This is a genomic window from Autumnicola tepida (assembly GCF_031846485.1).
GTDB classification, from domain to species: domain Bacteria; phylum Bacteroidota; class Bacteroidia; order Flavobacteriales; family Flavobacteriaceae; genus Autumnicola; species Autumnicola tepida.
Genome location: NZ_JAVRHQ010000008.1, coordinates 75,499 through 101,415, shown reverse-complemented (window position 1 = coordinate 101,415; position 25,917 = coordinate 75,499). Strand labels below are relative to the sequence as shown.

28 protein-coding genes are annotated in these 25,917 nt (G+C 40.6%); 8 read left to right on the top strand and 20 right to left on the bottom strand.

Features of this window, described 5'->3' with window-relative positions; all coding sequences use genetic code 11:
• Positions 1-40: 40 nt before the first annotated feature.
• The 3 genes from RM553_RS08535 to RM553_RS08525 are packed head-to-tail and all read right to left on the bottom strand — an operon-like array spanning position 41 to position 2,742.
• Positions 41-1,165 (bottom strand): peptidylprolyl isomerase, encoded by a 1,125-nt coding sequence (locus RM553_RS08535; protein WP_311534498.1) that lies wholly within the window; start codon positions 1,163-1,165, stop codon positions 41-43.
• 3 nt (positions 1,166-1,168) lie between these two features.
• A complete protein-coding gene (gldI, locus tag RM553_RS08530) occupies positions 1,169-1,729 on the bottom strand; it encodes a gliding motility-associated peptidyl-prolyl isomerase GldI (protein WP_311534497.1) in 561 nt (186 codons plus the stop codon).
• Positions 1,726-2,742, bottom strand: coding sequence for a DHH family phosphoesterase (locus RM553_RS08525; protein ID WP_311534496.1), 1,017 nt, complete (start codon positions 2,740-2,742; stop codon positions 1,726-1,728). Before RM553_RS08525 ends, gldI begins: the two co-directional genes overlap by 4 nt.
• Before the next feature lie 251 nt (positions 2,743-2,993).
• Between RM553_RS08525 and RM553_RS08520 the strand changes: the two genes are divergently transcribed.
• On the top strand, positions 2,994-3,413 hold the full coding sequence (locus RM553_RS08520) for a nucleoside-diphosphate kinase (protein ID WP_311534495.1): 420 nt from the start codon (positions 2,994-2,996) through the stop codon (positions 3,411-3,413).
• Between the two features lie 86 nt (positions 3,414-3,499).
• Here RM553_RS08520 and RM553_RS08515 read toward each other — a convergent pair whose 3' ends face one another.
• From RM553_RS08515 to recF, 4 genes are all read right to left on the bottom strand, one after another.
• A complete protein-coding gene (locus tag RM553_RS08515; RefSeq protein WP_311534494.1) occupies positions 3,500-4,126 on the bottom strand; it encodes a protein-L-isoaspartate(D-aspartate) O-methyltransferase in 627 nt (208 codons plus the stop codon).
• Between the two features lie 254 nt (positions 4,127-4,380).
• Positions 4,381-4,677 carry a DciA family protein gene (locus RM553_RS08510; RefSeq protein WP_311534493.1) on the bottom strand — a complete coding sequence of 99 codons (297 nt, stop codon included), beginning with the start codon at positions 4,675-4,677 and terminating at the stop codon, positions 4,381-4,383.
• Entirely contained in the window at positions 4,661-5,098 is a 438-nt protein-coding gene (locus tag RM553_RS08505) for a hypothetical protein (protein WP_311534492.1), read from the bottom strand. Before RM553_RS08505 ends, RM553_RS08510 begins: the two co-directional genes overlap by 17 nt.
• Positions 5,095-6,174: a DNA replication/repair protein RecF gene (gene recF / locus RM553_RS08500; protein ID WP_311534491.1), complete on the bottom strand. Its 1,080-nt coding sequence runs from the start codon at positions 6,172-6,174 to the stop codon at positions 5,095-5,097. The genes RM553_RS08505 and recF overlap by 4 nt, the downstream gene beginning before the upstream one ends.
• Before the next feature lie 146 nt (positions 6,175-6,320).
• Between recF and RM553_RS08495 the strand changes: the two genes are divergently transcribed.
• The 7 genes from RM553_RS08495 to RM553_RS08465 all read left to right on the top strand — a co-directional run bounded on the left by RM553_RS08495 (position 6,321) and on the right by RM553_RS08465 (position 12,791).
• Positions 6,321-7,091 carry a tetratricopeptide repeat protein gene (locus RM553_RS08495; RefSeq protein ID WP_311534490.1) on the top strand — a complete coding sequence of 257 codons (771 nt, stop codon included), beginning with the start codon at positions 6,321-6,323 and terminating at the stop codon, positions 7,089-7,091.
• A gap of 6 nt (positions 7,092-7,097) precedes the next feature.
• Positions 7,098-7,595, top strand: coding sequence for a 6,7-dimethyl-8-ribityllumazine synthase (gene ribH / locus RM553_RS08490; RefSeq protein WP_311534489.1), 498 nt, complete (start codon positions 7,098-7,100; stop codon positions 7,593-7,595).
• A gap of 324 nt (positions 7,596-7,919) precedes the next feature.
• Positions 7,920-8,213: a hypothetical protein gene (locus RM553_RS08485; protein WP_311534488.1), complete on the top strand. Its 294-nt coding sequence runs from the start codon at positions 7,920-7,922 to the stop codon at positions 8,211-8,213.
• Positions 8,214-10,064, top strand: coding sequence for a DNA mismatch repair endonuclease MutL (gene mutL, locus RM553_RS08480; protein WP_311534487.1), 1,851 nt, complete (start codon positions 8,214-8,216; stop codon positions 10,062-10,064).
• A complete protein-coding gene (locus RM553_RS08475) occupies positions 10,065-10,817 on the top strand; it encodes a rhomboid family intramembrane serine protease (RefSeq protein WP_311534486.1) in 753 nt (250 codons plus the stop codon).
• The gene (locus RM553_RS08470; protein ID WP_311534485.1) at positions 10,818-11,738 is read left to right on the top strand and encodes a rhomboid family intramembrane serine protease; all 921 of its coding nucleotides are present in this window, start codon (positions 10,818-10,820) and stop codon (positions 11,736-11,738) included. It abuts the gene before it with no gap.
• Positions 11,739-12,791, top strand: coding sequence for an endonuclease/exonuclease/phosphatase family protein (locus RM553_RS08465; RefSeq protein ID WP_311534484.1), 1,053 nt, complete (start codon positions 11,739-11,741; stop codon positions 12,789-12,791).
• A gap of 143 nt (positions 12,792-12,934) precedes the next feature.
• On the opposite strand, the gene RM553_RS08460 is transcribed toward RM553_RS08465, so the two are convergent.
• The 13 genes from RM553_RS08460 to udk form a co-directional block, all read right to left on the bottom strand.
• A complete protein-coding gene (locus tag RM553_RS08460) occupies positions 12,935-13,573 on the bottom strand; it encodes a WbqC family protein (protein WP_311534483.1) in 639 nt (212 codons plus the stop codon).
• Between the two features lie 6 nt (positions 13,574-13,579).
• Positions 13,580-15,151, bottom strand: a complete 1,572-nt coding sequence (lepB, locus tag RM553_RS08455) for a signal peptidase I (protein ID WP_311534482.1) — start codon at positions 15,149-15,151, stop codon at positions 13,580-13,582.
• A gap of 54 nt (positions 15,152-15,205) precedes the next feature.
• Entirely contained in the window at positions 15,206-15,922 is a 717-nt protein-coding gene (gene dapB, locus RM553_RS08450) for a 4-hydroxy-tetrahydrodipicolinate reductase (protein WP_311534481.1), read from the bottom strand.
• Positions 15,922-16,506 carry a DUF5683 domain-containing protein gene (locus RM553_RS08445; RefSeq protein ID WP_311534480.1) on the bottom strand — a complete coding sequence of 195 codons (585 nt, stop codon included), beginning with the start codon at positions 16,504-16,506 and terminating at the stop codon, positions 15,922-15,924. The genes dapB and RM553_RS08445 overlap by 1 nt, the downstream gene beginning before the upstream one ends.
• Positions 16,496-17,404 (bottom strand): ParB/RepB/Spo0J family partition protein, encoded by a 909-nt coding sequence (locus tag RM553_RS08440; RefSeq protein WP_311534479.1) that lies wholly within the window; start codon positions 17,402-17,404, stop codon positions 16,496-16,498. Before RM553_RS08440 ends, RM553_RS08445 begins: the two co-directional genes overlap by 11 nt.
• A 3-nt stretch (positions 17,405-17,407) precedes the next feature.
• Entirely contained in the window at positions 17,408-18,172 is a 765-nt protein-coding gene (locus RM553_RS08435; RefSeq protein ID WP_311534478.1) for a ParA family protein, read from the bottom strand.
• Between the two features lie 393 nt (positions 18,173-18,565).
• A complete protein-coding gene (locus RM553_RS08430; RefSeq protein ID WP_311534477.1) occupies positions 18,566-19,447 on the bottom strand; it encodes an SDR family oxidoreductase in 882 nt (293 codons plus the stop codon).
• Between the two features lie 12 nt (positions 19,448-19,459).
• Positions 19,460-20,521 (bottom strand): zinc-binding metallopeptidase family protein, encoded by a 1,062-nt coding sequence (locus RM553_RS08425; protein ID WP_311534476.1) that lies wholly within the window; start codon positions 20,519-20,521, stop codon positions 19,460-19,462.
• 75 nt (positions 20,522-20,596) lie between these two features.
• The gene (locus tag RM553_RS08420) at positions 20,597-21,256 is read right to left on the bottom strand and encodes a class I SAM-dependent methyltransferase (protein WP_311534475.1); all 660 of its coding nucleotides are present in this window, start codon (positions 21,254-21,256) and stop codon (positions 20,597-20,599) included.
• A 55-nt stretch (positions 21,257-21,311) separates the two neighbouring features.
• Complete coding sequence (gene scpA / locus RM553_RS08415; RefSeq protein ID WP_311534549.1) at positions 21,312-23,441, bottom strand: methylmalonyl-CoA mutase; 2,130 nt, start codon at positions 23,439-23,441, stop codon at positions 21,312-21,314.
• A gap of 2 nt (positions 23,442-23,443) precedes the next feature.
• Positions 23,444-24,832, bottom strand: coding sequence for a methylmalonyl-CoA mutase subunit beta (locus RM553_RS08410; protein ID WP_311534474.1), 1,389 nt, complete (start codon positions 24,830-24,832; stop codon positions 23,444-23,446).
• Positions 24,833-24,873: 41 nt separating this feature from the next.
• Entirely contained in the window at positions 24,874-25,188 is a 315-nt protein-coding gene (locus RM553_RS08405; RefSeq protein WP_311534473.1) for an FtsB family cell division protein, read from the bottom strand.
• 19 nt (positions 25,189-25,207) lie between these two features.
• Positions 25,208-25,816, bottom strand: coding sequence for a uridine kinase (udk, locus tag RM553_RS08400; protein ID WP_311534472.1), 609 nt, complete (start codon positions 25,814-25,816; stop codon positions 25,208-25,210).
• Between the last annotated feature and the right edge of the window lie 101 nt (positions 25,817-25,917).

The following is a 25,917-nucleotide window of genomic DNA, read 5'->3' as shown; positions in this document are numbered from 1 at the left end:
CGTTATCGCGGGCTTTTTCTATTTATAAAACATTCTGGTTTTATTGTTGTTCCTGGATGTCTGTAAGTTTTATACGAAATACAAGGTCTGTATTTGGAGGGATAGGGCCTCTGCCTCGCTCTCCGTAAGCCAAATGGCTTGGGATAAATACCACGGCTTCATCGCCAACCTGCATTTGTTCCAGTGCCTGGTTAAACCCAGGGATCATTGGAGCATCGGGGCCATAAGGAATGTACATTGGCGCATATCCACCCTGCGCTGCTCGTTGTTCATTAAAAGTGCCGGTTTCTTTGGCAACGTCTTCTACATTAGTGTCAAAAATACCACCATCGGTATAGTAACCTTCGTAAAGCACGCCAACCCGCTGGCCATTTTGAGGTTTAGGGCCTTCTCCTTTTTCTTCAAAATAGATTTTTAATCCCGTGTCCAGGGAATCTGCTTTTTCCTCCATTTCCTGCAGTTGCTGCGCGGTTTCGGCTTTTGCTTCTTCCATTTTTCTCGCAGCTTCCTCTTCTTCGGCTTTAATATTTGCAAGTTCTGTCTCAAAGGTTTCCGGCGCGTCAAAATTCTTTGCCTCTTTACCTTTTTTAATGATATTAATGGTATTTATGGTCACATCTTCTGTTGGCTTATCACGTGGGCCTGTTTCCACCTTTCCGATTGCTTCCACAACATCTAGTCCTTTCACCACTTTTCCAAAAACAGTATGCCTGTTGTTTAGGTTTGGGGTAGGGGCAAGAGTGATAAAAAACTGACTCCCATTGGTGCCGGGGCCGGCATTTGCCATAGAAAGGATGCCCTTGGAATCATGGCGAAGGCTGTCATTAAATTCGTCTGGAAAACGATAGCCTGGCCCACCGGAACCTGTTCCTGTGGGGTCACCACCCTGAATCATAAAACCATCTATAACCCTGTGGAAGGTAATTCCGTCGTAAAAAGGTTTTCCCTGGTAAGTGCTGTCTACCATTGGATTGGTCCCTTCAGCCAGGGAAACAAAACTTGCCACGGTAAGAGGAGTTTGTTCATAGTAAAGTTCAGCTACAATAGGGCCCCTGGATGTTTTAAATTCTGCATAAAGCCCATCCTCAAGATCGGGATATTCCTCATTACAGGCGATAAAAGAAAGTGCTATCGCGAATAAAAATAAAATACTTGTTTTCTTCATTTTCTAATTATTGGATTCGTTATTGGTTTTAGTTTTTATAGAATGTAAGGTCACTTTTGCGGTTATGGGAACATTAGTCCCAATTTTTGCTTTATCGCCATAGTATCCAAAGGCTTTGTAGGAAGGGAAGAGAAAAGTTACCGTTTCTCCTTCTTTCATTAATTTAAGCCCTTCACGGAGTCCGCTAAAAAGTTTTTCCTGGTCTACGGCATATTCTCTTGTAGGTTTTTCTCCTTCAGCATAAATGGGCTGCCCGTCTAAAGTTGAAATATTATAGTCAAAAACCACAATATCGCCAAACTCGGGTCTTTCAGTATTGGTAGAATCGGAATTTTTTTCATTGTAAAAATACCAGAACCCATTATTGGAAGCAATATAGTCGCGGGTGCTGTCCTTTTCAATAATCTGCTCAATATAGGTCTCTTCCTGTGTAAGAAGTTCTTTATTCCTCTGTACCGATTCGTCTATATAAGATCCTGATTTTTGTGTTACGGGATATCTTGCTTCCGGAGATTTACAGGAAACAGCTGCTAAAAAAAGGATGGTTAAAATCCTGAATTTCATAAGGATAATTCATTTTTATATTCGGGCAAAATACGGTTGAATTTTACTACTGTGTCACTAAGGGATAACTCGCTTTTTCCTCCCGCGGCATTAATGTGCCCACCGCCGTTAAAATGCTTCCTCGCAAAATCGTTCACCGAAAATTCTCCTTTTGACCGGAAGGAAATTTTAATAATATTTTCTGCCTTGTTTTCGATAAAGATGACGGCAAAAATTATTCCAGCCAGGGAAAGGCCATAATTCACGAAACCTTCAGTATCTCCTTTTTTGAAGTTATGCCGGTCCAGTTCTTCCTGGGAAAGGCTTATATAAGCTGTTCTATAAACCTGGTTTACCCTTAGATTTTGAAGGGCGGTCCCAAGTAGTTGCAGGCCATTTTCAGAATTAGTGTCAAATACATTGTTGTGGATGGTGGCATTATCGGCACCTTTATCTATTAGATCTGCCACAACGCGGTGGGTGTCGCTGGTTGTGGAGGTAAAGCGGAAAGAGCCGGTATCTGTCATGATCCCTGTGTAAAGACAGGTGGCAATTTCGGGCGTGATCTTTTTTACCGCCCGTAGCTTTTCAATAAAATGATACACCATCTGGCAGGTAGAGCTCATTTCCGCATCGCTATAAGTATAATCGGCATAAGTTGCCGGTTCCTGGTGGTGGTCTATCATAATAAAAACCGCTTCGGAATTTTCTAAGGATTCCTGCATTTGCCCTGCCCTGGAAAGCGTATTGAAATCCAGGGTAAAAATAATTTCGGCTTCATTAATCAGGGAGTTGGCGGCGTCCTGGTTATTTTCGTAAATAATTACTTCTTCATTGCCGGGCAACCACTTTAAAAAGTGTGGATAGTCGTTTGGTGCAATAATATTGGCATTATGCCCTTTTTCCTTTAAAAAATGCCAGAGGGCAAGGGTGGAACCTATCGCGTCGCCATCGGGGCCTTTATGTGGAACTATAACAATGTTCTTGGCGTGCGCAAGTTCTGCGGTGATTTCTAAAATATTTTGTTCTATCATACCTATTGGTAAAGATACAATTTATTAGTTTTTGCTAATAAACGAGCTTTCATTTTTGATTTGTCACAAAGCAACAAAAAATGCCAGTGATATTTTTCATTTTCTTACTTTTTCTATTTTAGAAATGAGAAGTTTAGCGGCAAATCTTTACATTTTGTCTATGAACTAAATTCAGGGGCCATATAAAATTCTAATCTACTTGTATTTGGAGCGGAATTCTCTATTTTTGCACAAAATTTAAAAAACACAAAATGGCAGGAAATAAAACATTCACCATGCTAAAGCCAGATGCTGTTGAAAACGGGCATATTGGTGCAATTTTAGAACAGATTACCGCTTCAGGTTTTAGAATCGTGGCGATGAAACTTACTCAAATGACAAAAGCTGATGCCGAGAAGTTTTATGATATTCATAAAGAGCGTCCTTTCTTTGGGGAGTTGGTAGAATTTATGACCCGCGGGCCTATTGTTGCTGCTATTCTTGAAAAAGAAAATGCCGTGGAAGATTTCAGGACGCTTATTGGAGCCACCAATCCTGAAGAAGCTGCCGATGGTACCATTAGAAAAAAATATGCGACTTCTATTGGAGAAAACGCGGTACACGGAAGTGACAGCGATGAAAATGCAGAAATTGAAGGTTCTTTTCATTTCGCCGGAAGGGAAATGTTTTAAGAAGTGCCAAAATTTATAATTAGAGGCTGTCTTTTTAGGCAGCTTCTTTTTTTTGTCCAAAGTTTGAATTTACTTAATGGTTTTGCTTATCCCTGTGCCTTCCCCGTCATGGGCACAAAATTTACCAGCAAAAGTGTCTTTTCCTTGAAGTTGCTTTCACCGATTCTGGTAATAAGCACCAGTTTCTGGGAGCGTCGTCCTACAGGTGCCAAAAGTCTGCCACCTATTTTTAGCTGCTCTTTTAAAGTTTGTGGTACTTCTGGCGGGGCAGCGGTAAGTACAACGGCGTCAAAAGGCGCTCTTTCAGGCCATCCTTTATAACCGTCGGCATTGCGGGTATAAACGTTCTTAACCCCAGCTTTCTCCAGGTTTTTAACAGCGTACTGCTGCAGCCATTCAATTATTTCTATGCTATAGATTTTCTTTACGAGCTTAGAAAGCACGGCCGCATTATAGCCACAGCCGGTCCCGATTTCCAGTACATTTTCGCCAGGTTGAAGTTTTAACTGCTGCGCCATATAAGCCACAATATAAGGCTGACTTATAGTTTGTCCTTTTCCAATTGGCAGTGGCTTGTCATTATAAGCTTTTTGTTTTACATCCTCCGGAATAAAGTTCTTCCTGTCGGTTTCGCGCATTGCCTGAAGCACTTCAGGATTGCTAATCCCTCTTTTTTCCAGCAGGCTTATCATTTCTTCTTTGGAAGTGTTCATTTTTCTTTATTCTTAGAAAGGAGGTTGCTTAAAGATAAAGAAATTAGCCGCTTTTACCTGAAGAATGTGTTGGCATTGTGCTGAGGTTGAAAATATATCTGTAAAATGTATTCTAAATTGCTGTTATGTTGACGGTTGTGGGTTGTCTGTTGTGAGTTGTCTGTTGTGGGTTGTCTGTTGTCAGCTTTTAATTTGAACTTTACCTTATTCACCATTCACTGAAATTCTATCGTCTACCGTCTAAAGACTGACATCTACCGAAGTACCAGTTTTTTCACCAGTTCCCTGCCTAATTCTTCATTAAGCATCCTTACAATTTTCTCTTTGCCGTAACTTAATTCCTCGCGAAGAACAGAAGAACTTAATTGAACGTAAAGCGTTGAACCTTCCAGCTTAATGGCAGTGGTATATTTCTGGATGGCAGGCCCCATTTGTTCATTCCAAACATCTCTTACGGTAACTTTATCAAGCCCTTTTTGCAATTTGTTATGGTCCACGAACTCCTTCAGCACGTCACCTATACTCATATTTTCACTATTCCTCTTTTTCATCTGCTGTTACGTCTATAGGTTCATATTTGTTATAATAGTATATCACTCCGTCGGCATTAATAATGCTTAATTTATCCTCTTCCGCAGAAAGAACTGTTTCTTCCCAGGTAGCATAAGGGGTTTTATAAAGTAGCCTTAGGCTGTCATTTTCTATAGTGGCTTCAACTTTTTCATTATTATTAATGACAGTAAAAGTTCCGTCAAAATGTGGTTGAACCTTTTTTCTGAAACCCTTTTCATCTTCCAGGTGAATATAATCCACATAAGGGCTCATGGAGTAATCTTTAACGGAATCTTCAGAAAATTCCACGCGGTCAATTTCCCAGTAACCATTAAGATGTTGAAGCTGCTCCTTGGGATTTGGTTTTTGACAGCCAAAAATCAGAAATCCTACTATAAAGATAAGAAGCTGTTTTTTCACAATTTAAAGATTTTATAGGATTGATTGCTCTCTTTTACCACCTTTTCTGTCCTATCGGCATGGGTGTCGCTTATAAATATTTGTCCCAGTTCGTTTGTAGCCACCAAAGCGACGATATGCCCAACCCTTTGTTCATCAAGCTTGTCAAAAATATCGTCCAGCAAAAGAATAGGATTCACTTTGCTGATAGCTTTTATAAAATCGAATTGCGCGAGTTTTAGAGCAACTAAAAATGATTTTTGCTGCCCCTGTGAACCAAATTTCTTAATGGGATGGTCTTCAATTTCAAAACTCAGGTCGTCTTTATGAACTCCCACACTGGTATACTGCAGCGCCATATCCTTTTGCAGGTTTTCTTCCAGTAAATCTTTCAGGTTGTTATCAAATAACTGGCTTTTATAAGAAATATTTACCGGCTCCTTATTATTGGTAATATCGCCATAGCGTTTATTGAAAATCGGGATAAATTCAGCAAGAAATTTTTTCCGTTTTTCAAACAGCTCCTGGCCGAGGTCAGACAATTGCATATTGTAAATTTCCAGCGTATCACGGTCAAAGGAATTATTGGCGGCAAAATATTTCAATAAAGAATTCCGCTGCGACACGATTTTGCCGTATTGCAACAGATAATTAAGATAGGCGTTGTCGCTTTGTGAAATTACCCCATCAATAAATTTACGCCTGGTGTCGCTGCCTTCCACAATTAAATCGCGGTCTGCAGGAGAAATTATCACTGTTGGAATAAAGCCAATATGTTCGCTAAATTTTTCGTAAGGCTTATTATTCCGCTTAATTACCTTTTTCTGGCCGCGTTTGGCACTTACCAGAATGTGTTCTTCTTTTTGGTTCTTTTCAAATTCTCCTTCAACCACGAAAAAATCAGAATCGTGATTGATATTCTGACTGGTAATTGGGTTGAAGTAACTTTTTCCGAAGGATAAATGGTATATACTGTCCAGAACGTTAGTCTTCCCAACTCCGTTATGTCCCACCAGGCAATTTATTTTTGAGTCGAACTCAAATGTTTCAGATTCCAGATTTTTATAATTGAGTAAGGAGAGTTGTTTTAAAAACATAAAAAATTGATAATCAATATATAAAAAGATTAATTTTCAGCATATTCTTCTACTGCGAATGACCCCAAATTATCGAAAAAATACAAATAAAATCTCTTTTAATTTTGAATAAAAATCATATTTTTGCCACGCATTAAAAAGATTATATGGCAACGTACAAGAAAAGAGGCTATAAACCTTCCAATAAAGAAGAAGAACAAAAACATGTAGAAGAAGAATCTACAACAGCAGAAGTTTTTAACTCTCTTGATGAAGGTGCCGGCAGAACCGAAACATGGGTGGCCGAAAACCAGAAATATATTTACATTATTGTTGGTGTGGCTGTTATAGTTGCTCTTGGTTATCTTGCTTATGAAAACTGGATACAGGAGCCAAAAGAGGCTGAAGCTGCCAACGAGATGGCCCAGGCCCAGGATTATTTTGCAGGCGCGCTCAATTCTACCGGTGCACAAAGCGATTCTTTGTACACCATGTCCCTTACCGGAGGCGAAGGTAAGTATGGTTTTGTGGATATTATTGAAAACTACGGCGGGACAGATGCTGCAAATATCGCTAAATATCACGCTGGTTTTGCAAGTTTGCGTACAGGAAACTATCAGGATGCTATAGATTATCTTGAAGATTACGATGCTGATGATGAAATTACTTCTGCCCTGGCAGTTGGCGGGATTGGCGATGCATTTATGCAGCTGGACCAGCCGGAGGAAGCGTTAGATTATTATGTACAGGCGGCTAATATGAGGTCTAATTCATTTACAACCCCTAAATTTTTACTGAAATCTGCAATTACCGCTCTGGAATTAGGAAAGGCTGATGAGGCAGAAGAATATCTTACCAAGCTAAAAGATGAATATCCCGATACTCAGGAAGCTGAAAGTGTTGCGGTTTACATGGGACAGGCTCAGGCAATGAAATAAAAATATATGGCGACTGAAGGAAACAACCTCTCAGAATACGATAAAAGTTCAATCCCAAACGCGAAAGATTTTCGGTTTGGGATTGTTGTTTCAGAGTGGAACGAAGAAATCACAGAAGGGCTTTTTAATGGTGCTTTTGCAGCCTTAAAAGAGCATGGCGTGCTGGAGGAAAGAATCGTCCGGTGGAATGTGCCGGGCAGCTTTGAACTTATTTACGGCTGTAAAAAAATGCAGCAAAGTTATGATATGCTGGACGCGGTAATCGCTATTGGCAGCGTAATTGAAGGAGAAACCAAACATTTTGATTTTGTTTGTGATGGGGTGACCCAGGGCATAAAAGACCTTAATGTACAAAGTGATATTCCGGTTATCTTTTGTGTGCTTACAGATCAAAACAAGCAGCAGGCAATTGACCGCTCCGGCGGAAAACATGGCAATAAAGGGACAGAAGCTGCCATCGCCGCCATAAAAATGGCCCAGCTGCGCAAAGATGCACGTTTTTAAATGAAGGGAACAAAGAAATAAGAGGTTAGAAGTACGAAGCTGGAATTTCTGAAAATCTGAAAAGTGGAGAGTTAAAAAAGTTATCGGTTGTCAATTTAGAGTTATGAGTTTGTACATTTTTAACCCACAACCCACAACCTACAACCCACAATCCACAACCCACAACCCACAACCCACAACCCACAACCCACAGACAACCTTTAAACCTTCAACTTTAAACATTTCAGGAAGCGGCATCATTCTTGTTATTTATAATTTGCCCATTCAGGCTTCGGAATTCGGAGCTTTTTGAGTAAATTTGAAGTACCACTAAAATCCCACATTTTGAGAGTCAATTTTTTAAAAAGTAAAAAGAATGCACGTTATAATTATACCCCCAGGTATTATAAGGGGAAAGATACGGGCAATATTTACAGTTTTGATTCCAAATTCAATAAATATAAAGAAGCCACCAATGCGATAGATTTTGGATCTCAATGGTCTGAAATCCGCAAATCCAGTCGTACCCGTGGCAACAGGGAAATCAATAAAAGAGTGGTTTACATTATTCTTATACTTCTGTTTATTTTCCTCTGGATTATAGATTTTGATTTGTCCATTTTCTCGAATGCTCGATAAATGAGTGATTTTATTCAACTTTTACCAGATCACGTAGCAAACCAGATCGCCGCGGGAGAAGTGGTCCAGCGGCCGGCGTCCGTAATAAAAGAATTGCTTGAAAATTCTATAGACGCGGGGGCAGAGCATATCCAGGTAGTGATCAAAGATGCCGGTAAAACGCTTATCCAGGTGGTAGATGACGGAAAGGGGATGAGCCTTACCGATGCCAGGATGAGTTTTGAACGCCACGCGACTTCCAAAATCAAATCTGCGGAAGATCTCTTCAGTTTAAAAACAAAGGGTTTTAGAGGCGAGGCTTTGGCTTCTATCGCCGCTATCGCGCATGTTGAACTTAAAACCAAGCCTGAAGATGAAGAAGTAGGTACCTGCATTAAAATTGAAGGCAGTTCGATTAGTTCCCAGGAACCCTGCGTGACGCCTAAAGGCACTTCATTATGTGTGAAAAATCTTTTTTATAATATTCCCGCGCGACGCAATTTCCTGAAGTCAGATAATGTGGAAACGCGGCATATCATAGATGAATTTCAGCGGGTGGCTTTGGCACATCCACATATCAATTTTGCGCTGCACCACAACGGCAGTGAGCTTTTTCAGTTGAATGCCACTAATTACCGCCAGCGCATCACCAATATCTTTGGAGGGAAAACCAATGAGAAACTGGTTCCCGTTAACGAGGATACCGAAATTGTGAAAATTTCAGGCTTTGTTGGAAAACCTGAATTCGCCAAGCGCAGCAGGGGAGAACAGTTCTTTTTTGTGAATGACAGGTTTATTAAAAGTCCATATCTAAACCATGCCGTAGTGGCCGCTTTTGAAGGTTTGCTGAAGGAGAAAACCTATCCCAGCTATTTTCTGTACCTGCAGGTAGATCCCAAGAGCATTGATATTAATATTCATCCTACCAAAACAGAGATAAAATTTGACGATGAGCATGCACTTTACGCCATGCTGCGCAGCGCGATTAAACACAGCCTGGGCCAGTTTAATGTAGCGCCGGTACTCGATTTTGACCGGGACTCAGAACTTGACACGCCTTATGCTTATAAAAATAAAGGTGCGGAAATCCCTAAAGTGGAAGTAGACCGTGATTTTAATCCCTTTAAAAATGAAACCGGCGGGTCTAATTACCGGCCTGGCAATTCATTTAAAAAAGAAAGCACTGCAGGTTGGGAAAGTCTTTACGCAGGAACAACTGCGGAAATTGAATCTGCTGCAGCAGGCGGGCACATGGAGTTTGAAAGTGAAGAGGTAACCGGCAGTTTGTTTGATACTTCTGAAGAAAAGCCTGAAAACACCACTTTTCAGCTTCATAAAAAATTTATTGTCAGTACCCTGAAAAGCGGCATTTTGGTCATTGATCAAAACAGGGCGCACAGCAGGATACTTTATGAAGAATTGCTGAAAAATATAACAATTTCAGCAGCGGTGAGTCAGCAATTATTATTTCCTTTGAAACTTCAGTTTAACGCCCACGAGGTGGAAATGCTTAAGCAGATAAGGGAATCGCTGGAACAAACCGGTTTTGTCTTTTCAGAAATAAACAAAGATGCGGTGGAAATTACGGGAATTCCCACGCTCATTTCTGAAAGTGAAGTGGAAATGCTCCTGGAGCAACTGCTTTCTGATCTTGAAAATGATGTTCCTGATAACGGTTTTTCACAAACCGATTTGCTGGCCAAATCCCTGGCCAAAAGCATGTCTGTGAAAACGGGAACAGTTTTGAGCGGCAGTGAACAACAGCATATTGTTAACCGGCTTTTTGCCTGTAAAGAACCTGGTCTTACACCTTTCAACAAATCTATTTTTATTACGTTGACGGTGGATGAATTAGAGAAAAAATTTACATAAATGGGAAGAATTACAGAAACCGTAAAAGTTTTACTGATTGTTAATATTCTGTTTTTTGTAGGCAGTCAGTTTTTAGGGGAATATGCTTACCAGTTATTCGCCCTTTGGTTTCCGAAAAATGATAATTTTTATTTCTGGCAGTTAATTACGCATATGTTTATGCATGGAGGCTTAACACATATTTTCTTTAATATGTTTGCGCTATATATTTTTGGAAGCCTTTTAGAGCAATCCATCGGCCAGCCACGGTTTTTATTTTTATATTTCTCTGCCGGTCTGGGAGCTGCGGGTTTGCAAATTCTTTTTAGCTATTTCACTTTTAATTCTGCTTACCAGGCTTATCTGGATGCCGGGTTTAACCCAAATGAAATCCAGGGATTTTTAAATGAAGTGGTAGCTTCGGGAAGGTATAACTTTTACAATAATGTGCCTCAGGATGCAACTGAAGCCCTTATAAACAGCTACGTTACTCCTATGGTGGGGGCATCCGGCGCAGTTTTTGGAGTGATGGCCGCAATCGCCCTTATCTATCCAAACCTCCCGCTGTATCTCATGTTTATTCCTATTCCAATTAAAGCTAAATATTTTATTGGAGGATATTTTCTTATTAACGTATATTCGGCTATTACCGGGGCAAATATCCTGGGGCCTTCAAATACGGCTTACTGGGCGCATATTGGAGGTGCGATAATTGGTTTTTTAATGATGTGGTACTGGAAAAAGAACCAGTTTAACCAAAACAGGTGGTATTAGATGCGAACATCGGACAGATTAAGATATAAAATTCAAACGGCCACCGTTACAGAAAAGCTCATTGCTATAAATGTGATCGTGTTTGTACTGTTTTTTCTGTTTCGTACCATTGCTTACTTATTTCAGCTACCGTCAGATTTTCTTTTGCAGTGGTTTGTTTTTCCGAAGGAGCTAAGCGAATTCATCATCAAACCATGGTCAATAATCACTTATTCGTTTCTACATGGTGGTATCTGGCACATCCTGGGAAATATGCTCATTTTGTACTATTCCGGAATTTACTTTCTGAATTACTTTTCTCCTAAGCGGTTACTGAATTACTATTTTCTTGGGGTTATTGTAGGGGCATTGGTTTATATGCTCAGCTATAATCTTTTTCCTGCCTTCCAGGGGATGGGCAGTTCTTATCTTATTGGTGCTTCTGCCGGGGTGATGGCTGTGGTAATTGGTATCGCTACACATATTCCTAACATGCGGGTGCGCCTGCTGATTTTGGGAAGTATAAAATTTTGGTGGATCGCCGCCTTTCTTGTGGCTGTTGATGTGATCCAGATTCCTATGGGCAATGCGGGAGGGCATCTTGCGCATTTAGGTGGCGCTGCTTTAGGTTATCTCTATACCACGCAGTTGCAAAGGGGAAATGATATTGGAAGCTGGTTTGAAAAAATAATGGATGGAATCGCCGGGGTTTTCAAACCAAGGGAGAGAAAGGCAAAAATGAAAACTGTTCACCGCGACCGGAACAGAACCGCCACGCGTAAAACTTCTTCTAATTCCGGGAGAAGCGTGAATCGGAGTATGAATAAAGATGAAAAGCAAAAAAGAATTGACGCAATTCTTGATAAAATAAGCAAAAGCGGATACGATAGTTTAAATAAAGCAGAAAAGGATTTTCTTTTCCAGGCAGGTAAAGACGATTAAATGAAGAATTTAAACTGGTTTGACAAGTTCCTCTTTTTGCTGAATTCGCTTCTGGCGGCAGCTTTGCTATTCTCTTACCTGTTGCCTTTTATCCCGCCCCTTAAATTCTCTTTACTTTCGGTTTTGAGCCTGGGAGTGCCACTGCTTATCCTGGTAAATATAGGATTTTTAGTTTACTGGATAATCCGGCTTAAAAAGCAGTTTCTTTTGCCTTTAATAGTGCTGCTGCTTGGCTTCAATCATGTGACCTCCATTTATGAAATCAATTCTTCAGAAGAAGAAAAGAAAACTTCAGAGGATGCTGTTAGAGTATTGAGCTATAACGTACGGCATTTTAGTCAGTATTTGAGCACAAAGGAGCAAAGGGAGAACGTGCCAAAACAAATAACAGCTTTTATAGAAGAGCAGCATCCCGATATTGTTTGCATGCAGGAATATTATAAAGGAGAAATAAATGTTGCAAGCCAGTTTCCCTATAAATACATCAAATTAAAGACTAAAGGCGCCGAATTTGGCCTTGCCATTCTTTCCAGGTATCCCATTATAAACACTTATTCTCTCGATTTTGATTCCGAAAGCAATAATAATGGAGTTTATGCAGATGTAGTGGTGGGAGAAGATACATTGCGCGTCATCAATGTGCATTTACAGTCTTTTAGCCAAAAGCCTGATCTTGGAAATATTGAGAAGGAGAGTTCTAAAAGAGTCTGGATGGGCATGGGACAAACTTTTGCCATACAGCAGATACAGGTGGAAAAAGTGTTGGACGTAATTAGGAATACTCCCTATAAAGTAGTTGTAATGGGCGATTTTAACAATACGGCCTATTCTTATATTTACCGGGAATTACGCTCCAGTGGTTTTGGTTTGAACGATGCCTACAAAGAGGCCGGAAATGGATTTGGCAGAAGCTTTGACTTTGATTATTTCCCGCTGCGGATAGATTTTATACTACCAGATGAAAGCATGGAAGTAGAATCTTTTGAAACTATGGAAGTATTTTATTCAGATCATTTTCCTGTTAAAGCCACCCTTGACCTTTCTCCTGATTAGTTCTAAAAGTGAATAGTTAAAAGGGGAAAGTTTGTAGTTCGGAGTTTGGTGTTCAGGAGCAATACAAAATTCAAAATTTAGAATTTATAATTGAAAATAGTCCGAACCTCTGAAAAGAAGAATTACAGCTTCCGGCTTAAAATTTAAGATACATACTGAGATCTAAGATATTCCAGGCTGTTGGGCCCTTCGTTGAACAGCAAGTCCAGAATTGACAAATCTGGTATAAAACCATGTTTAGGCTCAAACACCTGCGCATACCTTTTATTGCTAAACTTTTCTTTGGATTTCGCATCAACAAAATGCCGGCAATCCTCCACATCCTTTAGATTTAAGATATATTCTGAAGTTTTTCTGAAGGGGATATCTACCTGTAGACAATCCAATACAAACTGCATGCAGGAATAGTTAAATTCCATTAGCAGCTCATACTTTTTATGGTAGAGCGGGTAAAGTTCATCTTCATAAAATTCGAAAAACGGAGATGTCTGGTAGGAAGCTTTTAATGCCCGCCAGTGTTGTTTCTGCCATTCGAATTCATTTTCTATTAGCACCTGCTTGTACTTTTGATGGCCACTACTGGAAATCCCCAGGGCTGAAGTATGTTTTATGGGAATATTCAGCAGCAGCTTCCCATTGGCATCATAAATATACATCCTGTTGCGATAGGTTTGCTTCTGATAATTATCTTCATTCTCAAAAATAACCTCTTCAGCATTCACCAGCTGAACATATTGCGAAACCGGCCCGAAATAAACAGGATGTAAAAGAATTCTGCTCATGCTGGTTTAAGAATTTCTTCTTTTTTTGAAGTAATTGAAGGCGATAAGCACCACCACAATCATCAGGGCATAAGGAAGATAAGAAACGGGGGTTCCCTGGCCGCGTACGGTGGTGAAAACCCTGTCCCAGCGAATTTTGTTCATAATGCCCTGGGCATTAGAATCCCAGCTAAACCAGATAAATACAGGTTTTCCCACTACATGATTTTCAGGAACAAAACCCCAGAAACGGCTGTCTTCACTGTTGTTGCGGTTATCACCCATCATCCAGTAATAATTCTGTTTAAAGGTGTAGGAATCAATTTGTTTTCCATTCAGCAAAACCTGGTTTCCGTTAAAGCTAATTTTATTGTCCACTCCCAGTTCGCTTCCCTCATAGGTTTCAATAATTCTTCGGTAAAATGGTAAAGATTGCTGATTTATAGGAACAGTAACGCCCTGCTTCGGAATATACACCGGTCCAAAGTTATCGGCATTCCAGTTTACCTTGTTGTTATTAGGGAAAATATTAGAGAGTTTTACTCCCGCAGAATCAATTTTCCTTTCAATAGAAGCCACATTCGGATTGTTTTGCAGCCTTTCGTAAGCTTCTTCTGTAAGCGATTGTATAAAAAATTCATTCGTATTGGGATTATAACCGTAACCATCTGTAATTCCCAGATCCTGCACCATGTATTGCGGACTAAAGCCCTGGCCTTTTGTGGTTCCGTAATAGGTGTACTGTACTTTAGCCCGAACGGGAAGTGCTAATGGTTCGCCATTAATTTGAACTTTTCCGTCCAAAATACTCAGCGAATCCCCGGGAACACCCACCGCACGCTTTACATAATTGGATTTTTTATCTATAGGTTTGTAGTAATATTTCCCGTCTCCCCATTGCTGAAAAGCATTTACGGTATCTACAGGCCAGTTGAAAACTACAATATCGTTACGCTCGATTTTCTCGAATCCGGGGAAACGCATATAAGGAATCTGCGGCTTGGTGAGGTAAGATTTTATTCCCAGAAACGGAATGGTGTCATGCACCATGGGAAAAGCCACAGCAGTCATAGGTACCCTCGCCCCGTAATGGAATTTACTTACAAAAAGAAAATCTCCCACCAGCAAAGTCTTTTCCAAAGAAGACGTGGGAATGGTAAACGGCTGCATAATGTAAGTGTGCACAATAGTAGCCGCAATAACGGCAAAGAGGATAGAGCTAATCCATTCTCCTGCTTCCGTACGTGGTTTCAGGCTCCTGTCTTCAATATAATTTACATCCAGCGCATAATTCACGTAGTAGATATAAAAACCAAGCGTAAGGATAGCCAGCCAGGTATCGGCGGTGGAATGCCTGCCAAAACTCCTAACGGTTTCCACCCATATCACCGGAAACATAATTAAGTTAACAATTGGAATAAAAAGAAGGATTACCCACCACCATGGGCGGTTAATAATCTTCATCAGGATTACTGCATTATATACGGGAACAAGAGCTTCCCATGCTTTTCTCCCTGCTTTTTGATAGAGTTTCCAGGTTCCGAGGAAATGAATCACCTGTATTGCAAGGAAAAACAGAAACCATTCTGTAAATGTCATAATAATGTTATTTGCTGTTATAGGTAACGCAAAAAGCTAATTTGTTACTAAAAATTATTCAAAAAGACTGCTTAGAACATCCTTCATCGTATAAACGCCTTTTTTGTCCTTTAGCCATTCAGCGGCAATTACTGCGCCAAGGGCAAATCCCTGGCGGGAATGTGCCATATGCATAATTTCAATAGTATCTATGGTGGATTTATAGGAAACGGTGTGTGTCCCGTGAACATCGGTAATCCGCTTTGCATGTACGGGAATTTCATCTTTATCGGCATGGTCCAGCTGCCAGCCTTTTTTATTCGGATTTTCTGAAATTATTTGTTGTGCCAGGCTTATAGCTGTCCCGCTGGGCGCATCCAGTTTTTGAGTATGATGTATTTCTTCAATTTCTACAGAATAGTCCTGCAGGCCCTTCATCATCTGAGCCAGCTTTTTATTCAATTCAAAAAAAACATTCACTCCAATGCTGAAGTTTGACGCGTAAATAAAAGCGGCGTCTTCTTTTTTACATATTTCAGTAGCCTTCTCATAATCGTCCAGCCAGCCCGTGGTGCCGGAAACAACCGGGATCTTATTCTTAAATGCCGTGGTAATATTTTTAAAGGCTGCTTTGGGAACACTAAAATCAATAGCAACGTCTATTTCAATTTCTTTAAGGTTATAGCTTTCTATATCTTCAGAAACACGAAGCACAATCTCATGGCCCCTGTTGGCGGCGATTTCTTCAATCGCTTTTCCCATTTTCCCGTATCCTAAAAGTGCAATTTTCATTAAAAATTAAAATTTAAGGACAAGCCGTAGTTAGGTTTGCCCGTTAAAACATCATAGTTCATTTTCGGCTTTAAGCTAAGGTCCTCGTTAACATTAAACTGTTGCAGGTGAGCCGTTACATTGGCATCCACGATATTGAGAATGTAGATTCCCACGGTTACGAGGATAGAAATCTCTTTGTTGCGCTGGAAAAGTTCCTGCGCATCTATGAGCCTGCTGGTAGAAATCGAACCAAAAAATTCATCGTCTTCCCTGCCGGCGAGCCTGGATTTATAGGCATCCCGGTAGCGGTTGTATTTTTCATCATTATCTATGTAAAAGTAAACTCCAATTCCCAGCCCGGCATAAGCAATGGGGATTTTCCAGTACTGGCCGTTATAAGCCTGGCCCAACCCCGGGAGAATGGCAGAGAAAAAGGCTGCCTTGGCCGGGGCAAGAGGGTTGTAAGGTTCGGAATCTTCATTTAAAACAGGGGAATCCAGCGCTCGTTTTGGTGCAACGGCAAGGGAATCTTCCTGTGCTGTGCAGATGCCGGAAATGCACAAAAGCAATGCTCCTGTTAAGATGAGCGTTTTAATCTTCACCCTGGATAAGTTTTTTGATGCGGTTGAAATCTTCTTCGGAATTAAAAGGAATGGTTAATTTCCCGCTTCCTTTTTTTGAGACCTTTACATCAACCCTGGCTCCAAGATATTCTGAAAATTCTTTCACTCCTTTTTTATAAACCGGCGCTACTGAAGGTGTCCTGGAAGCCGTTTTGGACTTGCCGGTTTTTCCTTCCTGCATTTCCCGCACCAGTTTTTCAGTATCTCTTACAGAAAGTGATCTTTCCAGCACTTTTTCATAAATATCCAGCTGCATTTGTGGGTCGTCCACATTAATCAAAGCGCGGCCATGCCCCATAGACATAAAACCATCCCGCATGCCTGTTTGTATGATAGGGTCCAGTTTTAACAATCTTAGATAATTGGCAATTGTAGACCTGTTCTTTCCCACCCTTTCACTCAGCTGTTCCTGGGTAAGGCTAATTTCGTCCATTAAGCGCTGATAAGAAAGGGCAATTTCTATGGGGTCCAGGTCCTGGCGCTGGATATTTTCAACAAGCGCCATTTCCAGAGATTCCTGGTCGTTGGCAATACGAATGTATGACGGAATTGTTTCCAGTCCTACCAGCTTAGAAGCCCGGTAACGTCTTTCTCCGGAAACAAGTTGATATTTATTGAAATCCAGTTTCCTAACGGTAATTGGCTGGATTACTCCTAATTCCCTGATGGAAGAAGCAAGTTCCTTCAGTGATTCTTCATTAAAGCTGGTCCTGGGCTGGAAAGGGTTTACTTCAATAGAAGCCAGGTCCAGTTCCACAATATGGCCCACCAGTTTATCGGCATTTTTATCTTCTGCAGATTTTATATCGTTCTGCGGGTCTTTCAGCAATGCTGAAAGTCCGCGTCCAAGAGCCTGTTTCTTCGTAGCCTTCGCCATTTTCTAGGAGTTTTTCTTAATAATTTCGTGCGCCAGGCTCAGGTAATTGCTGGCACCTTTGCTGCCGGCATCATAGTTTATAATGCTTTCCCCGTAACTGGGGGCTTCACTTAAACGCACGTTTCGCTGAATGATTGTTTCAAATACCATTTCATCAAAATGTTTCTGCACTTCTTCCACCACCTGGTTGGAAAGCCTTAGCCTGGAATCGTACATGGTAAGCAGAAGCCCTTCAATATCCAGTTTATTGTTATGGATTTTCTGAACGCTTTTAATGGTGTTCAGCAGTTTGCCAAGACCTTCCAGGGCAAAATATTCACACTGGATTGGAATAATTACTGAATCTGAAGCCGTAAGGGCGTTAAGGGTGAGTAGTCCCAAAGAAGGAGCACAGTCAATTAAAATATAATCGTAATTATCTTTTAAAGGAGTTATGGCTTTTTTCAGCATATATTCCCTCGATTCCTGGTCTACCAGCTCAATTTCTATGGCCACAAGGTCTATATGCGCAGGGATAATGTCCAGGTTTGGAGAACCGGTTTGCATTACGGTATCGGTGGCATTTGTGGAATGTTCCAGCAACTGATATGTGCCCGATTCCACAGTTTCCACATCAATTCCCAATCCCGAAGTTGCATTCGCCTGGGGGTCGGCATCAATAAGCAGCACTTTTTTCTCTAATACCCCCAGCGATGCCGCCAGGTTTACTGAAGTTGTAGTCTTCCCGACACCACCTTTCTGGTTGGCAATAGCAATGATTTTACCCATTAATTGTAGTCGATTTTTGAAGCGTAAAAATACAATTAATTATAGGTATATAAAATGATTTTGTTAACAGCTTATAAAGGAATATCGGTTGTGGGTTCTATGTTGTTAATTTTTTGTTCCAGGTTTTAGTCTGTAGTGAATGGGGAAGGGTGAAGAGAGTGGAAAGTTCAGTGAAAAATGAATAACCGGTTTGGGATTTCTACGATAATCTGCGGGATTTGCGGGGAAATTTTTTAATGGCTGGTGAATAATGAAAGTTTGCAATTTCTGAAATTAATGGGAAGTATTTTTGCCCATTATCAGGAAAGGTAACCCCGCAACTTTAAATTTCTAAACCTGAAACTTTATACTTTAAACTTGAAACCTGAAAACCAGAAGTTTTAAATCCTAAACCTAATTGCTTTTTTTCGCTTTTATCATGGCCTCCAGCTGGTCCCACATTTCTTCGGGAATTGCTTCTAATAAATTGAATTGCCCTGCTCCTTTAAGCCATTCTCCACCGTCTATAGTTATCACTTCTCCATTCACATAAGCTGAAAAATCTGAAACCAGGTAAGCGGCTAAATTTGCCAGTTCCTGATGCTCGCCCACACGTTTAAGCGGAACTTTTTTAGCCAGGTTAAATTTATCTTTCAGATCCCCCGGAAGCAACCTGTCCCAGGCGCCTTTAGTGGGGAAAGGCCCAGGAGCAATGGCGTTAAAGCGGATGCCGTATTTTGCCCATTCCACGGCAAGGGAACGCGTCATGGCCAGAACACCGGCTTTTGCGGTAGCACTCGGAACAACATAAGCAGATCCTGTCCAGGCATAGGTGGTCACAATGTTAAGAATAACTTTGTCTTTTTCATCTTTATCAATCCATTGTTTCCCAAAAGCAAGGGTGCAATTTTTACTTCCTTTAAGAACAATGTCAATAATAGTGTCAAAAGCATTTGCACTCAAACGTTCGGTAGGGGAAATGAAATTGCCCGCGGCATTGTTAAGCAGGATGTCTACACCTCCAAATTCCTCTAATACCTTTTCCCGCATTTGCTCCACCTGCTCGTAATGCCTTACATCACATTGCACAGGAAAACATTTCCCGCCGGTCTCTTTTTCTAATTCTGAAGCCGTGTTTTGAAGTTTTTCCAGGTTTCTTGAAGTGATGGCGACCTTGGCCCCCAGTTCCAGGAAATATTTGGTCATCGCTTTACCTAGTCCGCTGCCACCACCGGTTACCACAATATTCTTTCCTTTTAAAGCATCATCACGAAGCATTTTTTTGGTGTAGTCCATTTTTATAGGTTCTTAATTTAAGTGTTTGCCCTGATACAACAGGTTATGTATAAAACTTAATTTAATGATTTCTTTACTGTTCAGAATAAAAGGATAAATATCAGGAATTCCCATCCCCCGGTTCAAAGAATTTATGGCTATAGTTAAAGTAATATATTCATTCACGATTACTTCAAACTTTTCTTCTTTGTATGGATCTATACCCGCACTTTGTATGGGTTTAGCCTTTAATTCCTGTGGTTCTATTTTTACACCAAAATAATGTGCAGTTTCCAGGGTATCCATAATATGTAGATAATGAGCCCAGGTTTCTGCCCAATCTTCCCATGGATGGGAAGAGGCGTATTTGGTTATAAAAGATTCCCGCCAATTTTCTGCGGGCCCATTTCTATAATATTCCTGCAGGGATTCAGCGTAATCTTTTGACTCGTCTCCAAAAATATCCCTGAACTGACTCAGATTTTCCGGATGTGGCAAAATAAGAGCTTCCCAGTAAAAATGGCCAATCTCATGCCGGAAGTGTCCCAGCAAGGTGCGCATTTTTTCCCCCATCTGCATTCTTGCCTTCTCCCTTTTCAGATCGTCTGCTTCTTCCACATTTAAAGTAATGATGCCATTTAGGTGGCCTGTTAATATTTTCTTTCCGCCTTCATTACTATTGTCCGGCGCCAGGAAACGAAATTGTAATTTAAGATCTTCCTTGTCTTTTTGAGGAAAGACAAAAAGTAGTTGTAACTTATTAAGGCTGTAGATTAACCTGTGTTTCGCGAATTCAATTTTACGCCATTCTTCTAATCTTTTTGCGTCTCCAAGATCAGGGATAACGCTGTTTAACTGGCAGGCTTCACAGTATTCAATATCGAAATTTAAAGGTATAAGCCAATTGCATGCGCCATATTCATGGTTTCTGCAGTATTTGAAAAATGTTTCGTTGTTAGAAAAAACTGTTCCTGGTTTAGCAGCGAGCATTTTTTCCTCCCTGTTCCAGTATCCCAATAAACTACTGCAATAGCCACAAATATCATTTTCATAAAAAACAATATTCTCACAGTTATTGCAGGTAAATGTTTTCATTTAATAGTGTTTAAGATTATCCTGACTTTTAGGTACAACAGAATTTTGTTCCTGCCGGAAGTACGCAAATTAATTTTAATTTGCTTTCCTAAGCACAATAGTGTATCCGGTTCTAATATATTTTTTGTAAATACTTCTTCTTAGAAAGGTAAGAACTTTTAGCAGAAAAAGAACAAGCCCATTACACCTGTATAAATTCCAGTCTGGAATTTCTTCCATATATCGATATTCAAGCCGCTCTACTGTATAGCTTTTGGAAATAACTTCACGAGTGGAATTCGGTTTTTGAAGCGCACCAAAATATTTTTCCAGAACGAGAGGATCGTATGGTTTTATATGAGACAGGTCATTGTAAAACCCGCTCCAGAAAAGGGGAGTGGAGACCACTATTGCCCCGCCAGGTTTACAACACCTGTCCATTTCTTTCAACGTTTTATACATATCATCAGGATGGAGGTGTTCAATCACATGACTGATATGTATAAGATCAAAAAAGGAATTCTCATAAGGTAAATCAGGAAGTTTACCTTGAAATACGTTCTTATATCTTTTTTTTAGTTTAGCGACGCTGGCAGGATTTCCTTCGAGTAAATAGATGTCTAGTTTTTGAAGATAATCAGCAAAGCTCCCTTCTCCCGCCCCAATGTCCAAAATCTTATCTCTGCCCTTTATCAGCTGTTTTGCAATTTCAAAAAAAGGAGCTCTTTTAAAAGTCTTAAATTTTAATTCGATCATTATTAGTTTTCAAGCCATACATAAGGCGAGGTTTTAGGTTTAGAAAAGAGTGGATCTAATCTTCTTCAATCAAAATTTCCAGCAACTGAATAGCCGCGTCGCTAATTTTTGTTCCGGGGCCAAAAACTGCTACTGCACCGGCATCAAATAAAAACTGGTAATCCTGCGAAGGGATCACTCCGCCAACGATTACCATTATATCTTCCCGGTCATGTTTCTTTAGTTCTTCTATTACCTGTGGCACAAGGGTTTTATGGCCTGCGGCAAGGGAAGAAACTCCTAAAATATGTACATCATTTTCCACAGCCTGTTTGGCCGCTTCTTTAGGAGTTTGGAAAAGCGGACCTATATCCACATCAAATCCAAGATCGGCATAACCCGTGGCGACTACTTTAGCACCGCGGTCGTGGCCATCCTGGCCCATTTTTGCAATCATAATGCGAGGGCGGCGGCCTTCCAGTTCGGCAAATTTATCGGCAAGTTCCCTTGCTTTTTGAAAAGAAGTATTGTCTTTCATTTCTTTTGAATATACTCCGCTAAAAGATTGTACTTTGGCTTTATACCTGCCGTAAACTTCTTCCAAAGCATCGCTTATTTCTCCCAAAGTGGCTCTATGCCTGGCAGCTTCTACGGCCAACGCCAGCAAGTTATTGCTTTTATTTTTTGCTGCGGAAGATAGATCGGCCAAAGCTTTGCTTACTTTTTCAGCATTTCTTTCCGATTTGATTTTTTCCAGCCTTTCAACTTGTTGCTTTCTTACCGTTTGATTATCCACTTCCAGTGTAACAAGCGGATCTTCCTTTTCAAGGCGATATTTGTTGGTGCCCACAATAATATCGGTGCCGCTGTCTATCCTGGCCTGTTTTTTAGCCGCGGCTTCTTCAATCCTCATTTTGGGAATTCCGGCTTCAATGGCTTTGGTCATTCCGCCTAAATCTTCCACTTCCTGAATTAAACTCCAGGCACGATGTGCAATCTCATCTGTTAAACTTTCAAGATAATAGCTACCTGCCCAGGGATCTACCGTTTTTGTGATTTTTGTTTCCTGCTGAAGATAAAGCTGGGTGTTCCTGGCGATTCTTGCTGAAAAATCTGTTGGAAGGGCAATGGCTTCATCCAGGGCGTTGGTATGTAAGCTTTGGGTTCCGCCGAAAGCCGCCGCCGCCGCTTCAATACAAGTCCTGGCAACATTGTTAAAGGGGTCCTGTTCTGTTAAACTCCATCCGCTGGTTTGGGAATGGGTTCTTAGCGCCAGGGACTTTGGGTTTTTCGGGTTAAACTGTTTTACCAGTTTTGCCCAGAGCATACGCGCCGCCCTCATTTTTGCAATTTCCATAAAATGGTTCATTCCAATGGCCCAGAAGAAGGAAAGCCGCGGCGCAAAACTGTCAATATCCATTCCTGCTTCCAGTCCTTTTCGAATATATTCCAGCCCATCAGCCAAAGTGTAAGCTAGTTCAATATCGCAGGTGGCACCGGCTTCCTGCATATGATACCCCGAAATACTTATACTGTTGAATTTTGGCATATTTCGGGATGTGTACTCAAAAATATCAGAAATAATCCGCATAGAAGGAGTAGGAGGGTAGATGTAGGTGTTACGCACCATAAACTCCTTTAAAATGTCATTCTGAATAGTTCCGGAAAGTTCTTCCGGTTTTACGCCCTGTTCTTCTGCGGCAACTATATAAAAGGCCATAATAGGAAGTACCGCACCGTTCATGGTCATGGAAACCGACATCTTGTTCAGCGGAATCTGGTCGAAAAGGATCTTCATGTCTTCCACAGAATCTATGGCCACCCCGGCTTTTCCCACATCTCCCACCACGCGTTTATGGTCGCTATCGTAACCCCGGTGCGTAGGAAGGTCGAAAGCTACGGAAAGCCCTTTCTGGCCGGCGGCAAGATTCCTCCTGTAAAAAGCGTTGCTCTCTTCGGCAGTGGAAAAACCTGCGTATTGCCGGATGGTCCAGGGCCTGCTCACATACATGGTGCTATATGGACCGCGCAAATATGGCGGAATCCCGGCCGCGAATTTTAAATGTTCAGTTTCCTTAATATCTTCTTCGGAATAGGAAGATTTTAAGAAAATTTCTTCAGGAGTTTCAAATTCTGAATTATCCCGAATTTTAGATTCTAAATCTGGTTCGCTGAGTTTGATATGTTGAAGATCTTTCCTCTGCATCATTATTCGGCTTTTTCTTTTTCCAATCTTTCCTGTTCCAATTCTTCACTCAGGCGTCTTTCGAGGATTGGCTGGATTAAAGTTTTTCGCGGATTTTTCTTCAGAAATGGAAATAATTGCAGTTCATTTTGCATCTTATCTTCAGGATTTGGATATTTATTGGTGCCGATTAAAACCAGTTCGCCGGAATTAAACTTTTCCTGTTCTGCCTGCGCGCTTTCCTGAATTTTCTTCTGAATAATTCCTTCTTTGAGCTGACTTAAAAATCCGCCGCCTTTTTCAATATCTTTAAAAATACCCAAAGCCATTTCAGCAAATTGCCGGGTAAGGCTTTCAATATAATAAGAACCTTCTGCGGCATTGGAAACTTTGTCCAGGTAAGCTTCATTCTTCATTACAAGTAGCTGGTTGCGGGCAATACGGTCTCCAAACTCGTTGTTTTTATGAAAAATGGCATCGTAAGGCAAATTATAAACTGCATCGGCTCCACCTAAAACCGAGCTCATGCTTTCGGTGGTGGTACGCAGCAAATTCACATTGTAATCGTACAAGGTTTTGTTGCGTTTTGTAGGCATAGAAAGAATATGGCAATTTTCGGGAAGCTGATATTCTTTTGCCAAAGTGGAAAACAGCCAGCGCAAAACTTTGATTTTGGCAATTTCGAAGAAGTAATTGGAGCCGGAAGCGGTGATAAACTGAAGCTTGAACCCATTCTGTTTTCCGAAGAAATTATTTCTGTTAAAATGATTGAGGTATTCGTTTGCATGTGCCAGCGCGTACGCCAGTTGCTGCGGAATTGTGGCACCGGCATTTTGATACAACCCGGCATCTACCGAAATTACAGATTTGAAGCCTTCAGATTTGCTGAAGATTTCATCCAGAATCTTAAAATCTTCATTAAGATTGGAGAACCAGTTGCCAGTTCTGGCCAGGTTTCCTACAATATCCTGCTGGAGAAAAATTTGATAATTTTTATCATTCAGCAACCGCTGAAATTTTCCGTAGTAATCAAAAGATAGAAATTGGGTGCTGAGGTAAACAGGTATTTCTTCATCAATGTTTTTAAGTAGCTTTGAAAGTTTAATTTCTTGATTCGGAATAATAAACCACAGACTTTCAGCACCTTTTTCCAATGCATGTATGGCTTTTTTGTTGCTTACTTCTTCTGAAGCCACAAAAATGCGTTCACAAATATTCCAGTTTTTAGGAGAAGGAGTGGAAATTTTTTGCTGAATATCTTCAGGACTGTAAAAGGGTTTTACATTGATGCCATCCAGGCTTTTATAAACCAGATTTTCATTATAGTCTCCACCTTTTAGGTCATACTGAATTTTTTGTTTCCATTGTTGGGCAGAAACTTCATCAAATTCCTGAAATAGTGAGTCCTTCATGTGTAGTTTTTTAAAACAGCTATAAAAAATGCTATAGCGTTTTAGTCAATCGTGTCGTACTCGATGATGTAAATATCCTCATCTGCACGTTTCATGTAGTATTTTTGCCTGGCGAATTGCTCAAGCTGAACTGAATCCTGCAACTGTTTAATCACAGTCTTGTCATGAGCGATCTGGTTTTGGTAATATTCTTTATTTTCCTGAAGTTCATCAATTTCCTGATTAAGTTCATGATGGATAAACCACGAATTGCTGTCCAGGAAGAACATCCAGCCTGCAAAGATGAGGCTTAGCAAAATATACCTGTTGCTAATGAACCTAAACCAGGGTTTGTTACGTAGCTTTTTCCACTTCATTTGCCCTAAATATACAAAATTAGCTTAAGCGGTCCTTGATGATTGTTTGAACAATATCAACAGCCACGGTGTTATACCGGTTGGTAGGAATAATAATGTCGGCAAATTCTTTGGTGGGTTCTATAAATTGCTGGTGCATAGGTTTAAGGGTGGTCTGGTAGCGCCACAGGACTTCATCCAGGTCCCTGCCTCTTTCGTTAATATCTCTCTTTAACCTTCGGATAAGGCGCTCGTCGCTATCGGCATGAACGTAAATCTTAATATCAAACATGTCGCGGACTTCCGGATGGGTAAGAATGAGAATGCCTTCAACAATAAGCACTTTGCGGGGAACAATGGTCCTGGTTTCCCCTGTGCGGTTATGTTCTTTAAAGGAATAAAGCGGTTCTTCAATTGCATTACCGGCTTTTAGGTCCTGTAAATGTGAAACGAGAAGTTCAAAATCTATGGACTTTGGATGGTCAAAATTGATTTTCACCCTTTCTTCATAACTCAGGTGCGTCGTGTCCTGGTAATAAGAATCCTGGGAAATCACATCAACTTCTTCATTTTTTAATTCGTCTATAATTTGGTTTACAACCGTGGTTTTCCCGCTTCCGGTCCCGCCGGCAATTCCAATAATGAGCATAGCGTAATTTTTGGCAAATTTAATTATTCATTTTAAAAGGCAAACCAGAGCCAGGGATTTTAAAAATTTTATTTGTTGTGAAAAGTCTTTTATCCGGGCTA

Bases quoted from the DNA above. Each gene is read 5' to 3' on its own strand.
- RM553_RS08535 (WP_311534498.1), bottom strand. From the start codon at position 1,165: ATGAAGAAAACAAGTATTTTATTTTTATTCGCGATAGCACTTTCTTTT.
- gldI (WP_311534497.1), bottom strand. From the start codon at position 1,729: ATGAAATTCAGGATTTTAACCATCCTTTTTTTAGCAGCTGTTTCCTGT.
- RM553_RS08525 (WP_311534496.1), bottom strand. From the start codon at position 2,742: ATGATAGAACAAAATATTTTAGAAATCACCGCAGAACTTGCGCACGCC.
- RM553_RS08520 (WP_311534495.1), top strand. From the start codon at position 2,994: ATGGCAGGAAATAAAACATTCACCATGCTAAAGCCAGATGCTGTTGAA.
- RM553_RS08515 (WP_311534494.1), bottom strand. From the start codon at position 4,126: ATGAACACTTCCAAAGAAGAAATGATAAGCCTGCTGGAAAAAAGAGGG.
- RM553_RS08510 (WP_311534493.1), bottom strand. From the start codon at position 4,677: ATGAAAAAGAGGAATAGTGAAAATATGAGTATAGGTGACGTGCTGAAG.
- recF (WP_311534491.1), bottom strand. From the start codon at position 6,174: ATGTTTTTAAAACAACTCTCCTTACTCAATTATAAAAATCTGGAATCT.
- RM553_RS08495 (WP_311534490.1), top strand. From the start codon at position 6,321: ATGGCAACGTACAAGAAAAGAGGCTATAAACCTTCCAATAAAGAAGAA.
- ribH (WP_311534489.1), top strand. From the start codon at position 7,098: ATGGCGACTGAAGGAAACAACCTCTCAGAATACGATAAAAGTTCAATC.
- mutL (WP_311534487.1), top strand. From the start codon at position 8,214: ATGAGTGATTTTATTCAACTTTTACCAGATCACGTAGCAAACCAGATC.
- RM553_RS08475 (WP_311534486.1), top strand. From the start codon at position 10,065: ATGGGAAGAATTACAGAAACCGTAAAAGTTTTACTGATTGTTAATATT.
- RM553_RS08470 (WP_311534485.1), top strand. From the start codon at position 10,818: ATGCGAACATCGGACAGATTAAGATATAAAATTCAAACGGCCACCGTT.
- RM553_RS08465 (WP_311534484.1), top strand. From the start codon at position 11,739: ATGAAGAATTTAAACTGGTTTGACAAGTTCCTCTTTTTGCTGAATTCG.
- RM553_RS08460 (WP_311534483.1), bottom strand. From the start codon at position 13,573: ATGAGCAGAATTCTTTTACATCCTGTTTATTTCGGGCCGGTTTCGCAA.
- lepB (WP_311534482.1), bottom strand. From the start codon at position 15,151: ATGACATTTACAGAATGGTTTCTGTTTTTCCTTGCAATACAGGTGATT.
- dapB (WP_311534481.1), bottom strand. From the start codon at position 15,922: ATGAAAATTGCACTTTTAGGATACGGGAAAATGGGAAAAGCGATTGAA.
- RM553_RS08440 (WP_311534479.1), bottom strand. From the start codon at position 17,404: ATGGCGAAGGCTACGAAGAAACAGGCTCTTGGACGCGGACTTTCAGCA.
- RM553_RS08435 (WP_311534478.1), bottom strand. From the start codon at position 18,172: ATGGGTAAAATCATTGCTATTGCCAACCAGAAAGGTGGTGTCGGGAAG.
- RM553_RS08430 (WP_311534477.1), bottom strand. From the start codon at position 19,447: ATGGACTACACCAAAAAAATGCTTCGTGATGATGCTTTAAAAGGAAAG.
- RM553_RS08425 (WP_311534476.1), bottom strand. From the start codon at position 20,521: ATGAAAACATTTACCTGCAATAACTGTGAGAATATTGTTTTTTATGAA.
- RM553_RS08420 (WP_311534475.1), bottom strand. From the start codon at position 21,256: ATGATCGAATTAAAATTTAAGACTTTTAAAAGAGCTCCTTTTTTTGAA.
- scpA (WP_311534549.1), bottom strand. From the start codon at position 23,441: ATGCAGAGGAAAGATCTTCAACATATCAAACTCAGCGAACCAGATTTA.
- RM553_RS08410 (WP_311534474.1), bottom strand. From the start codon at position 24,832: ATGAAGGACTCACTATTTCAGGAATTTGATGAAGTTTCTGCCCAACAA.
- RM553_RS08405 (WP_311534473.1), bottom strand. From the start codon at position 25,188: ATGAAGTGGAAAAAGCTACGTAACAAACCCTGGTTTAGGTTCATTAGC.
- udk (WP_311534472.1), bottom strand. From the start codon at position 25,816: ATGCTCATTATTGGAATTGCCGGCGGGACCGGAAGCGGGAAAACCACG.